This window comes from Rhodococcus sp. p52, from assembly GCF_000763325.2.
Lineage (GTDB): Bacteria > Actinomycetota > Actinomycetes > Mycobacteriales > Mycobacteriaceae > Rhodococcus > Rhodococcus pyridinivorans.
Window position 1 is genome coordinate 1,095,383 of sequence record NZ_CP016819.1, and the last position, 12,398, is coordinate 1,107,780.

8 protein-coding genes are annotated in these 12,398 nt (G+C 67.1%); 7 read left to right on the forward strand and 1 reads right to left on the reverse strand.

All coding sequences use genetic code 11. The features are described from left to right. The first annotated feature begins 173 nt into the window (after positions 1-173). The 7 genes from benA to IM25_RS04960 all read left to right on the forward strand — a co-directional run bounded on the left by benA (position 174) and on the right by IM25_RS04960 (position 9,935). On the forward strand, positions 174-1,547 hold the full coding sequence (benA, locus tag IM25_RS04930) for a benzoate 1,2-dioxygenase large subunit (protein WP_006553156.1): 1,374 nt from the start codon (positions 174-176) through the stop codon (positions 1,545-1,547). A 14-nt stretch (positions 1,548-1,561) separates the two neighbouring features. Beyond that, on the forward strand, positions 1,562-2,065 hold the full coding sequence (gene benB, locus IM25_RS04935) for a benzoate 1,2-dioxygenase small subunit (protein ID WP_006553155.1): 504 nt from the start codon (positions 1,562-1,564) through the stop codon (positions 2,063-2,065). Positions 2,066-2,097: 32 nt separating this feature from the next. Then, positions 2,098-3,717, forward strand: coding sequence for a benzoate 1,2-dioxygenase electron transfer component BenC (benC, locus tag IM25_RS04940; protein ID WP_019288829.1), 1,620 nt, complete (start codon positions 2,098-2,100; stop codon positions 3,715-3,717). After that, positions 3,714-4,511, forward strand: coding sequence for a 1,6-dihydroxycyclohexa-2,4-diene-1-carboxylate dehydrogenase (locus IM25_RS04945; RefSeq protein WP_033097475.1), 798 nt, complete (start codon positions 3,714-3,716; stop codon positions 4,509-4,511). Before benC ends, IM25_RS04945 begins: the two co-directional genes overlap by 4 nt. 100 nt (positions 4,512-4,611) lie before the next feature. Then, positions 4,612-5,955 (forward strand): MFS transporter, encoded by a 1,344-nt coding sequence (locus IM25_RS04950; RefSeq protein ID WP_019288830.1) that lies wholly within the window; start codon positions 4,612-4,614, stop codon positions 5,953-5,955. Continuing rightward, a complete protein-coding gene (locus IM25_RS04955; protein WP_065995813.1) occupies positions 5,952-8,681 on the forward strand; it encodes a helix-turn-helix transcriptional regulator in 2,730 nt (909 codons plus the stop codon). Before IM25_RS04950 ends, IM25_RS04955 begins: the two co-directional genes overlap by 4 nt. A 12-nt stretch (positions 8,682-8,693) precedes the next feature. Continuing rightward, the gene (locus tag IM25_RS04960; protein WP_033097477.1) at positions 8,694-9,935 is read left to right on the forward strand and encodes a benzoate/H(+) symporter BenE family transporter; all 1,242 of its coding nucleotides are present in this window, start codon (positions 8,694-8,696) and stop codon (positions 9,933-9,935) included. Here the strand turns inward: IM25_RS04960 and IM25_RS04965 are convergent. Further along, a complete protein-coding gene (locus IM25_RS04965; protein ID WP_033097478.1) occupies positions 9,925-12,324 on the reverse strand; it encodes an ATP-binding cassette domain-containing protein in 2,400 nt (799 codons plus the stop codon). The two genes, IM25_RS04960 and IM25_RS04965, sit on opposite strands and share 11 nt — an antisense overlap. Between the last annotated feature and the right edge of the window lie 74 nt (positions 12,325-12,398).

Sequence of the window (12,398 nt, forward strand, 5' to 3'; positions counted from 1 at the left end):
ATTTGCCTGGTGTGACCGTAGCCACAGGCTGTCATCGTGGAGATATCGCCGGACACATCGCGTCGAGCCGGACCGGAGAAAGACCCCGGTCACCACGAATCTTCAGTACAGGCTCGGCCGCGTCGGACACGCCCTGTCCGTCCCGGGAACGAAGCCGATACCTGGAGGATCCCATGACCGACATCGTGGAGCACGTGCGCACTCGCCTCGACGGCGCACTCGTCGAAGACCCGAGCACCGGGCGGTACCAGATCCGCCGTGACGTCTTCACCGACGAGGAGATCTTCGAACTCGAGATGAAGCACATCTTCGAGGGCAACTGGGTGTACCTCGCCCACGAGAGCCAGGTCCCGAACGTCGGTGATTACTTCACCACGTATATCGGCCGCCAGCCCGTCGTCATCAGCCGCGACAAGGAAGGCGAGCTGCACTGCCTGATCAACGCGTGCAGCCACCGCGGTGCGATGCTGTGCCGTCGCAAGACCGACAACCGCACCACCTTCACGTGCCCCTTCCACGGCTGGACGTTCCGCAACAACGGAAAGCTGCTGAAGGTCAAGGATCCCCGCGACGCCGGCTATCCCGAGCAGTTCAACACCGACGGCAGCCACGACCTGCGGAAGGTCGCTCGTTTCGAGAGCTACCGCGGTTTCCTGTTCGGCAGCCTGAATCCCGACGTCAAGTCGCTCGAGGACCACCTCGGTGACACCACGAAGATGATCGACATGCTCGTCGACCAGTCCCCCGAGGGCCTCGAGGTGCTGCGCGGTTCGTCCACCTATACCTACGACGGCAACTGGAAGCTGCAGGCCGAGAACGGCGCCGACGGTTACCACGTCTCGGCCACCCACTGGAACTATGCCGCGACCACCGCGCGCCGCACTGCCGGTGAGTCCAGCAACGAGACCAAGGCGATGGACGCCGGCACCTGGGGCAAGCAGGGCGGCGGCTACTACTCGTTCGACCACGGCCACCTGTTGCTGTGGATGTGGTGGGGCAACCCCGAGGACCGTCCGCTGTACCCGCGCAAGGACGAACTCGCGAAGGAGTTCGGCGAGAAGAAGGCCGAGTTCATGGTCGGCGCGTCGCGCAACCTGTGCCTGTACCCGAACGTGTACATCATGGACCAGTTCTCCTCGCAGATTCGGCACTTCCGCCCGATCTCCGTGGACAAGACCGAGGTGACGATCTACTGCATCGCACCGAAGGGTGAGAGCGCCGAGTCCCGCGCCAACCGGATCCGTCAGTACGAGGACTTCTTCAACGCGACCGGCATGGCCACCCCGGATGATCTCGAGGAGTTCCGCTCCTGCCAGAAGACCTACCTCGCATCGGCTGCGCCCTGGAACGACATGAGCCGCGGTGCAACCCACATCCTCAACGGACCCGACGAGGTCGCTCAGGATCTCGGCATGACGAAGGTGCTGTCGAGCGGTGTGAAGACCGAGGACGAAGGCCTGTACCCGATCCAGCACGGCTACTGGCTCGAAGCGATGCGCGAGGCCATCGCCGCCGAGAGTTCCGCCGCCGACCCGTCCGCGCTCTGAGAGGAACCGGAATCATGACTGCCGTACACGAATTCACGCAGACCGACATCGAACAGTTCCTCTACCGTGAGGCCCGACTGCTCGACGACCGCGAGTTCGAGCAGTGGCTCGAGTGCTACCACCCCGATGCCGAGTACTGGATGCCGGCCTGGGACGACGACGGTGCTCTCACCGAGAACCCGCAGACCGAGATCTCGCTGATCTACTACCCGAATCGCGGCGGCCTCGAGGACCGGGTGTTCCGCATCCGCACCGACCGTTCGTCGGCGACCTCGCTGCCCGAACCCCGCACGGGACACAACATCACCAACGTCGAGATCCTCGAGCGTCGCGGCACCGAAATCGACCTGCGGCACAACTGGTTCTCGTTGTACTTCCGCTACAACACCACCGACACCTACTTCGGGACCACCTTCCTCACCCTCGATGTCTCGGGCGCACAGCCGGTGATCAAGAAGAAGAAGATCGTCCTGAAGAACGACTACATCCACCACATCGTCGACGTCTACGTCGTCTAGTTCCACCCCGATCACGAAAGGAGGCACGTGCCATGGCTTACCAGGTGGCATTGAGCTTCGAGGACGGGGTCACCCGCTTCATCAAGGTCAACCCGAACGAGACCGTCGCCGACGCCTCGTACAAGGCACGCATCAACATTCCGCTCGACTGCCGCGACGGCGCGTGCGGAACCTGCAAGGCCTTCTGCGAATCGGGCAGCTACGACGGCGGCGACTACATCGAGGACGCCCTCACCGACGAAGAGGCCGAGCAGGGTTACTGCCTGCCGTGCCAGATGATGCCGGAATCCGATCTGGTGGTGCAGATCGCGAGCACCTCCGATGTCGCGAAGACCGCGGCCGCCTCGTACAGCGCGACCATCACGGATCTGCGCCGTTACTCCGAGAGCGTCGTCGGGTTCACCGTCGAGATCGACAACCGTGACGATCTGGTGTTCCTTCCCGGTCAGTACGTCAACATCGGCGTGCCCGGCAGCGACGACGGCACCGGTAAGCCGGCGACCCGCTCGTACTCGTTCAGCACCGGCCCGCACGAGAATTCGCTCGCGTTCCTCGTGAAGATCACCGAGGACGGTCTGATGTCCGAGTACCTGCGCGACCGCGCGCAGGTCGGCGATACCCTGGAGTTCACCGGCCCATTCGGCAGCTTCTTCCTGCGCGAGCGCAAGCGTCCGTCGCTGCTGCTCGCCGGCGGTACCGGCCTGGCGCCGCTGCTGTCGATCCTGTCGAAGATCGAGGCCGACGGCTCGGACCAGCCGGTGCACCTGATCTACGGTGTCACCTTCGATCACGATCTCGTCGAACTCGACGCGCTCGAGGAGTACACGAAGCGGCTGCCGAACTTCACGTTCGACTACTGCGTCGCCGACGAAGCGTCGTCCGCCCCGAACAAGGGATACGTGACGGGTCTGTTCGAGCCGTCGCACCTCAACGACGGTGATGTGGACATCTACCTGTGCGGTCCGCCGCCCATGGTGGAGGCGGTGCGTAACCACCTGTCCGAGAACGGTATCGAGCCGACGAACTTCTACTTCGAGAAGTTCAACACCTCGGCCACCCCGGGTGGGGCAACCGCACCCGCTGCCACCGACGCCGAGAAGGCCGCGGCGGAGAAGGCTGCCGCCGAGACCGGTCGTCCGGTGGTGCTCGAGAACCCCGAGCCCGGCAATTACGAGATCGGCGAGGAGCATCCGCCCGTCGCCGAATCGGACGAGCAGTTCGACGCCCGCATGGCCCTCGAACTCGGGGTCGTCGAACTCACGATCGGCCGGCTCACGCCGGAGCAGCTCGTCGAGTTCCGCATCCTCGCCGAGGCGTCCGGCGCGTCGGTCGAAGGCGACCACTTCACCGACGCCGCGGCGTTCACCGACACCAATGCGGCCTTCCACGAGTTCCTCTTCCGCTGTTGCACCAACCCGGTGCTGCTCGAGGCCTACAACAAGCTCGAGGTCACCCGGTTGATGAAGCAGGTCCTGCGCGACGCGCAGTGGATCGAGGAGCACATCGTCGACGAGCACCTGCAGCTCGTCGAGGCGTTCGAGAAGGGCGACAAGGCCGCCGCGCGCGACCTGATCGTCGTCCACTCGCAGCACGCCAAGGAGACGATGCGTCGCGCCATCGCCAGCGGTGCCCCAGCAGGTGTCTCCTCATGATCGCAACGAAGATCTTCCCGGGCCGGTTCGACGGACGGTGCCTGACGATCACCGGCGCCGCGCAGGGCATCGGTCTCACGGTGGCGACCCGCATCGCCGCCGAGGGCGGTGAGGTCGTGCTCGTCGACCGCGCGGATCTCGTCCACGAGGTGGCCGAGCAGCTGCGCGAGGCGGGCGGCAAGGCGCATTCGGTGACGGCGGATCTCGAGACCTTCGAGGGCGCGGAGGAGGCGATCTCCCACGCCGTCCGCACCACCGGCCGCATCGACGTGCTGATCAACGTCGTCGGCGGCACGATCTGGGCCAAGCCGTACGAGCACTATGCGCCGGAGGAGATCGAGAAGGAGATCCGGCGGTCGCTGTTCCCCACTCTGTGGACGTGTCGCGCCGCCGCTCCCCATCTGATCGAGCGACGCGCCGGCACGATCGTGAACGTCTCGTCGGTCGCGACCCGCGGCGTCAACCGCGTGCCGTATTCGGCGGCGAAGGGTGGGGTCAACGCGATCACCGCGTCGCTCGCCCTCGAACTCGCCCCCTACGGGGTCCGCGTGGTGGCGACCGCCCCGGGCGGCACCGTCGCTCCCGAGCGGCGGATCGCGCGCGGTCCGTCGCCGCAGTCCGAGCAGGAGAAGGCCTGGTACCAGCAGATCGTGGACCAGACCGTCGATTCCTCCCTGCTCAAGCGGTACGGCACGCTCGACGAGCAGGCCGCCGCGATCTGTTTCCTGGCCTCCGAGGAGGCCTCCTACATCACCGGCACGGTTCTTCCCGTCGCCGGCGGCGATCTGGGCTGACCGCCCCTCGCTCGGCCTCACCGGAGGCGCCAGTCCCCCCGGTGAGGCCACTTTTCTCCCCGAATCCTCTTGTGACTCCACCCACAGACCGGAGCAACGCATGCCCCACGCCACGCAGACCTGGGCCAGTCCACAACATCGGCGCAGCGTCATCTGGATCGTCGCGCTCGCCACCCTCGCGATCATCTTCGACGGCTACGACCTCGTCGTGTACGGCACCGTCCTTCCGACCCTGATGGCCGATCCGACCCAGCTCGGGGAGATCTCCGCCCAGCAGGGTGGTGCCCTCGGCTCCTACGCGCTCATCGGCGTCATGGTCGGCGCGCTGCTGACCGGTGCGTTCGGTGACCGCGTCGGCCGCCGGAAGATGATGTTGATCAACATCGTCTGGTTCTCCGTCGGCATGGGTGCGGCGGCCTTCTCCACGAGCATCACGATGTTCGGCGCGCTCCGCTTCTTCACCGGCATCGGCGTCGGCGGTCTCGTCGCCACCGCCGGAGCCGTGGTCGCCGAGTTCGCTCCGCCCGGCAAGCGCAACCTGTTCAACGCCATCGTCTACAGCGGTGTCCCCGCCGGCGGTGTGATGGCCTCGCTGCTCGCGATCCTGCTGCGCGACGCGATCGGCTGGCGCGGACTGTTCCTCATCGGCGCGTTGCCGCTGCTCATCCTGCTCCCGCTGGCACTGATGAAGCTTCCCGAGTCGCCCGCCTGGCTGCAGTCGCGGGGACGCTCCGACGAGGCGCAGCGTGTGTGCGAGAAGTTCGGTTTCCCACTGCCGTCCGCAGCACCTGTCGCTTCCACCGAGAAGATCGGTTTCGCGGCACTCGCGACCCGCAAGTACGCCCTCGGTACGGGACTGCTCGGCATGATGAGCTTCGCCGGTCTGCTGCTCACCTACGGCCTCAACACCTGGCTGCCGAAGATCATGGCCGACGCCGGTTACAACGCCAACGGCTCGCTCGCCTTCCTCCTCGTCCTCAACGGCGGCGCCATCCTCGGCGGCCTGCTCGCCTCGAAGGTCGCCGACGGCCGCGGACCGCAGTCCGTCATCGTCACCACCTTCTTCCTCGCGGCCGTGGCCCTCGTGCTGCTCACGCTCGGTTTCCCGCTGCCGGTGCTGCTCACCGCCGTCGCGATCGCCGGTACGGGCACGATCGGCACCCAGGTGCTCATCTACGGGTTCGTGTCCAACTACTACGACACCCCCGCCCGCGCTGCGGGCGTGGCGTGGTGCGCCGGCTTCGGCCGCCTGGGCGGCATCGTCGGCCCGGTCATCGGAGGTCTGCTCATCGGCGCGGGCTTCGCGAACAACGTGAACTTCTACATCTTCGCGGGTATCGCGCTCGCCGGTGGTCTGGTCACGTGGTTCGTGCCCCGCCCGGTCCAGTCCGTCTCGCCGGTCCGCAGTTCCGATCGCCCCGTGCCGACTACCGTGGATGTGTGACGGACAACGTTGTGCTGATCGGCCGGAACTCCGAGTTGTTGCAACTCGAACGCCTCCTCGACGAAGCCCGCGCGGGTGTCCCCTCGCTGGTCCTCGTCGAGGGGGCGTCCGGCGTCGGGAAATCCTCCCTCGTTTCGTATTTCGTCGCTCGCCACGACGATCTCGCCGTACACGACGCGACCGGGGCCCGCTGGGAAGCCGGCCATCCGTGGTCCGTGCTCGAACAGCTGCTCGGTGACACCGTCACGGCGGGCGACCCGGTGGAGGCGGCACGCACGCTCCTCGACCGGATCGACGACGCGACGGTGATCGTCGTCGACGACGCGCACTACGCGGATGCCGAGTCGTTGCAGTCGCTGTCGTCGTCGCTGAGGCGAGCGCACGGACGTCCCCTTCTCATGATCTGGATCGTGCCCGACGTGCTTCCCGACGATGTCGCCCCGGCGACCGCCGACCTCCTCTCGAACAGCCACCGCGTGGACACCCTCCACGTCGGCGCGCTGGCGCCCCCGGATGTCGCGCAACTCGCACTGCATCGCATCGGCGTCGACCTGTCCGCGTGGACGGCGCGTCGCCTGCAGGAACACACGCTCGGGAACACCCGCTCGATCCTGCAGCTTCTCGACGAGATCCCTCGCGACGAATGGCACCGCTGGCAGGCGCGTTTCCCAGCACCGAGACAACACGCGGGGAAAGTGGGTCGCATCCTTGCCCGGTGTTCACCGGACACGCGCGCGCTCGTCGAATCGGTCGCCGTCCTGGACACCGCCGCGACACGGGGAGCCACCGAATCCCTCGCGCTCGTCGCCGAACTCGCCGAGGTCGGCGACACGACCGGGCCGCTCGACGAGGCCCACCGGCTCGGTCTGCTCACGATGCGTGAACAGCGGGGCGTGGTGTCGTTGTCGTTCCCCGATCCCATGACCCGCGCCGCCGTGGCCGACGAGATCGGCCCGGCCCGCTGGCACAGCCTGCACGCGCGGGCCGCTTCGCTCGTCGACGACGAGGGCGCCCGGTTGTTCCACCTGGTGTCCGCGACACCGACCGGAAACGAGGAACTCGCCGCCGACCTCGACGCTTACGCCCGGCGATGCGCCGCCGACGGCGCCTGGTCCCAAGCGGCCGAAGCGCTCATCCCCGCGAGCCGTATCACTCTCGACCGAGAACTACGGACCCGCAGGATGATCCGCGGTGTCGACGCACTGACCGGTGCGGCGGACCTACCCCAGGCCCAGACGTTCGTCCCCGAGATCGAGAGCGTGCCGAGCGGACCGATGCGCAACGCCGTGCTCGGCTATCTCGCGATCCAGCGGGGGCGGGCCGCGGAAGCGCACCACCTTCTCACCGAAGCGTGGTCGATGCTCGACGATCCGGAATCCGAACCCGAACTCGCCGCGACGATTTCGCAACGCATGGTGTTGCATTCGTTGGCACGGCTGCGCGGCGACGCTCTTGTCCTGTGGGCCGATCGTGCCGCGGACACCCTCCCCGAGACGGCTCCACCCGTCGTCGAGTCCCGGGCCATCCGCGGACTCGGGCTGGCGATGACCGGTCGCGTCGATGAGGCCGTCGAGTCGTATTCGGCTCTGTCCGATGTCATCCGGCTCGGAGCGCAGAGCCAGCGCATCCGCATGGCCGAGGGGTGGCTCGCATTGGTGCTCGACCGGCCCGATCTCGCCCGGACCGAACTCGAGGCGGCCGAACCGACCATCTTCCGCGGCGGGGCGCTGCGCATCTCGCTGTGGGCGCAGGCCTGGCTCGCGCGAACACAATTCGCGCTCGGTGCGTGGTCCGACGCGCTGCGCACCGTCGATCGCGCGGCGGCGCAGCTCGACGCGACACAACTCGATCTGCTCCGACCGCTCGTCCACTGGACCGGCGCCCAGGTCCAGGCGCTGCGCGGGAACTGGACCGCGGCACGGGAACACGCCCACCGTGCCCGCGCCGGGAACAACGACTACCCGCTCATGCTCGTACCGGCCTGCCTGTGCCTGGCGCAGTGCGCCGAGGTCGTCTCCGACTACACGAGCGTGTTGCGCTATCTGGAACCGATCGTCACCATGCGCGAGCGGGGCGCCGTCGACGAACCCGGCCACTGGCCGTGGCCGGATCTCTACGGCAACGCCCTCGTGATCACCGGACGCGTCGACGAAGCGGACGAATTCCTGCGGCCGCACGAGGAACTCGCCGCCGAACGCGGTCACCGCTCCGCCAAGGCCCGCCTCGGTTACGTGCGCGGTCGCATCCTCGGAGCCCGCGGCGACATCGACGCCGCCCGCGACGCTTTCGAACACGCACTCGACGAGATCGACACGCTGCCACTGCCCTACGACCGTGCACGCATCAACTTCGCGTACGGCCAGACGATGCGCCGCGCGGGGCGTCGCCGCGACGCCGACGCGGTGATCCGCACCGCCCGTGAGCTGTACGCGTCGCTCGGCGCCGTCTCGTACGTGGAACGTTGCGACCGGGAACTCAAGGCCGGTGGTCTTCGTACCGGCGACGGCGAGACCGAGACCCCGCGTTCGGATTTCACGACCCTCACTCCGCAGGAACGCGCCGTGGCCACACTCGTCGCGTCGGGCCGCACCAACAAGGAAGTCGCCGGTGAGCTGTTCCTGTCCGTCAAGACCGTGCAGTACCACCTGACCCGCGTGTACTCGAAGTTCGGCATCCGCTCGCGCAGCGAGCTCGCCGCGAAGTTCCGACAACAGGATCGAGGTTGATCATTGACCGCCGTGGACGATCGCCCCACCGCCGAGACCGATCTGTTCGAACGCCCCGTGCGTCCCGTCGTCGGACCGCGCGGGATACTCCGGGATCTCGGCCCACGATACGCCGCGAACGGCTTGATCGGGCTCGTCTTCTCGTGCACCGGACCGGTCGCCGTGATCCTCGCCGCCGGCGCCGCGGGCGGGCTGAGCGCACCGCAGTTGGCGTCGTGGATCTTCGGGGTGTTCGCCCTCAACGGGCTGCTCACCATCGTGATGAGCGTCGCCTACCGGCAACCGCTCGGGTTCTTCTGGACCATCCCCGGCACCGTGCTGGTCGGCGGGTCGCTCACCCACCTGAGCTGGGCGGAGGTGGTCGGCGCATTCTTCGTGACAGCGGCCCTCGTGACGGTACTGGGGGCCTCGGGACTGGTGCGCCGAGTGATGGAAGCGTTGCCGATGCCCATCGTCATGGCGATGGTCGCGGGGGTGTTCCTGAAGTTCGGCATCGATCTGGTTTCGGCGCTCGGTTCCGACGTCGCCATCGCCGCACCGATGGTGATCGTCTTCCTCCTGCTCAGTTCCGTTGCGGTCCTCGGTAAGTGGATGCCTCCCATCCTCGGAGCCCTGCTCGCCGGGGTGGGCGCGGTCGCGCTGTCGGGCCGGTTCTCACCGTCCGGGACCGACAGCGCGGTCTTCGCCGCACCGGTGTTCACCGCCCCGCAGTTCACGTGGTCGGCGATCCTCGAACTCGTCGTGCCGCTCGCGATCACCGTGCTGGTCGTGCAGAACGGGCAAGGCATCGCGGTGCTGCGCTCGGCCGGGCACAATCCGCCCGTCAACGTCTCGGCGATCGCGTGCGGACTGTGGTCCTTCCTTGCCGCGTGCGTCGGCGCCGTGTCGACCTGTCTGACCGGACCGACCAACGCGCTGCTCGTGTCGTCGGGCGAACGGTCCCGTCAGTACACCGCGGCGATCACATGCGGGACGCTGGCGATCGTCTTCGGACTGTTCGCGCCGCTGTTCGTCCGGTGGATGATCGCCGCGCCCGCCTCGTTCGTCGCGACTCTCGGCGGCCTGGCGATGCTCAAAGCGTTGCAGGGCGCCTTCGTGGCCGGGTTCGCGAGCAAGCACACCATGGGTGCGCTCGTCGCGTTCGTGGTCACCGCCTCGAACATCACCGTCTGGAACATCGGCGCGGCGTTCTGGGGGCTCGTCGCGGGTGTGGCCGTGTCGTGGCTGATGGAGCGTCCGGACTTCAGCCGCTGACCCCGACCCCGACGTACTCGGCGAGATGCTCGCCGGTGAGCGTCGACCGCTCCTCCACGAGTTCGCTGGGGGTGCCCTCGAAGACGATGCGTCCACCGTCGTGGCCGGCGCCGGGACCGAGGTCGATGATCCAGTTGGCGTGGGCCATCACGGCCTGGTGGTGTTCGATGACGATCACCGACTTGCCGGACTCGACGAGCCGGTCGAGCAGACCGAGCAGCTGTTCGACGTCGGCGAGGTGCAGGCCCGTGGTGGGTTCGTCGAGGATGTAGGTCTCCCCCTTCTCTGCCATCGCGGTGGCGAGCTTGAGCCGCTGCCGCTCACCGCCCGACAGGGTGGTCAGGGGCTGGCCGAGCCGCAGATAGCCGAGGCCGACGTCGGACAGTCGCTGCAGGATCTTCGACGCCGCCGGGGTGCGTGCCTCGCCGTCGGCGAAGTACTCCTGGGCCTGCGCGACGGACATGGCGAGCACCTCGGCGATGTTCTTCCCCGCCAGGGTGTAGTCGAGCACGGCGGTCTGGAAGCGCTTGCCCTCGCAGTCCTCGCAAACCGATTCGACGGTGGCCATCACCCCGAGGTCGGTGTAGACGACACCGGCGCCGTTGCAGGTCGGGCAGGCGCCCTCGGAGTTGGAACTGAACAGGGCCGGCTTGACACCGTTGGCCTTCGCGAACGCCTTGCGGATCGGTTCGAGAAGACCCGTGTAGGTCGCGGGGTTGCTGCGACGCGAGCCCTTGATGGGGCTCTGGTCGATCGTGACCACGCCGTCGCCGTCGGCCACCGAACCGTGGATCAGCGAACTCTTGCCCGATCCGGCCACGCCGGTCACCACGACGAGCACGCCGAGCGGGATATCGACGTCGACGTTCTGCAGGTTGTGCGTGTCTGCGCCGCGGACCTTCAGGGCTCCGCTCGGGGTGCGCACCGTCGGTTTCAGCGACGCCCGGTCGTCGAGGTGACGACCGGTGAGGGTGTCGGCACGCCGCAGTTCGTCGACGGTGCCCTCGAAGACCACCTGTCCGCCCTCGGTGCCGGCGCGCGGGCCGAGATCGACGATGTGGTCGGCGATCGAGATGGCCTCGGGTTTGTGTTCGACGACGAGCACGGTGTTGCCCTTGTCGCGCAGTTGCAGCAGCAGGTTGTTCATCCGCGCGATGTCGTGCGGGTGCATGCCGATCGTCGGTTCGTCGAAGACGTAGGTGATATCGGTCAGCGACGATCCGAGATGGCGGATCATCTTGATGCGCTGCGATTCTCCGCCGGACAGGGTGCCGGTGGGACGATCCAGCGACAGATATCCCAGCCCGATGTCCGCGAAGGAGTCGAGCAGATGACAAAGGTTCTTCAGCAGCGGGGCAACCTGCGGAAGATCCAGTCCGCGCACCCATTCGGCGAGATCGCTGATCTGCATCGCGCACACATCCGCGATGCTCCTGCCGTCGATCTTCGACGACCGCGCCTCGGGGGCGAGACGCGTCCCTTCACAGTCCGGGCATGTGGAGAAGACGACGGCCTTCTCGACGAACGCACGGATGTGCGGTTGCATCGCGTCGAGATCCTTGGACAGGAACGACTTCTGGATCTTCGGGATCAGGCCCTCGAAGGTGACGTTGACGCCCTCCACCTTGATCTTGGTGGGTTCCTTGTAGAGCAGGTCGTGGAGTTGCCGCTTGGTGAACTTCGCGATCGGCTTGTCGGGATCGAAGAAGCCGCAGCCGCGGTAGATCCGGCCGTACCAGCCGTCCATGCTGTAGCCGGGGATCTTCAGGGCGCCCTCGTTGAGGGAGAGACTGTCGTCGTAGAGCACGGTCAGGTCGAAATCGGAGATGTTGCCCTTGCCCTCGCATCGCGGGCACATGCCGCCGAGCCGGTTGAAGGTCACCTTCTCGGCCTGGGTCTTCCCCGCGCCCCTCTCCACCGTCACCGCACCACTGGCCCGCACCGACGGCACGTTGAACGAGTAGGCGTTGGGCGGACCGATGTGCGGCTCCGCAACCCGGCTGAACAGGATGCGAAGCATCGCGTTGGCATCGGTGGCGGTGCCCACCGTCGAGCGCGGATTCGATCCCATCCGTTCCTGGCCGACGATGATCGCCGCGGTGATGCCGTCGAGCACGTCGACGTCCGGGCGGGCCAGGGTCGGCATGAATCCCTGCACGAACGCGCTGTACGTCTCGTTGATCAGGCGCTGCGACTCGGCGGCGATCGTGCTGAACACCAGCGAACTCTTGCCCGAGCCGGAGACACCGGTGAACACCGTCAATCGCCGCTTGGGGATCTCCACGCTGATGTCGCGGAGATTGTTCACGCGCGCTCCGTGAACCCGGATCGCATCGTGGGTGTCGGCGACGTGCGCTGCATGTGCCGGTGTGTCCTTCGTCGAGGTCATGTTCGAAGACTCCAGTGGTCGTACGGATGCGGGGCGGAACGGGTGCGACGATCGGAGAGTAAGGCCGATCGTGG

What these genes read in the sequence shown, in the direction of transcription:
- benB (WP_006553155.1), top strand. Translation starts at nt 1,562, where the DNA reads ATGACTGCCGTACACGAATTCACGCAGACCGACATCGAACAGTTCCTC.
- benA (WP_006553156.1), top strand. Translation starts at nt 174, where the DNA reads ATGACCGACATCGTGGAGCACGTGCGCACTCGCCTCGACGGCGCACTC.
- benC (WP_019288829.1), top strand. Translation starts at nt 2,098, where the DNA reads ATGGCTTACCAGGTGGCATTGAGCTTCGAGGACGGGGTCACCCGCTTC.
- IM25_RS04945 (WP_033097475.1), top strand. Translation starts at nt 3,714, where the DNA reads ATGATCGCAACGAAGATCTTCCCGGGCCGGTTCGACGGACGGTGCCTG.
- IM25_RS04950 (WP_019288830.1), top strand. Translation starts at nt 4,612, where the DNA reads ATGCCCCACGCCACGCAGACCTGGGCCAGTCCACAACATCGGCGCAGC.
- IM25_RS04965 (WP_033097478.1), bottom strand. Translation starts at nt 12,324, where the DNA reads ATGACCTCGACGAAGGACACACCGGCACATGCAGCGCACGTCGCCGAC.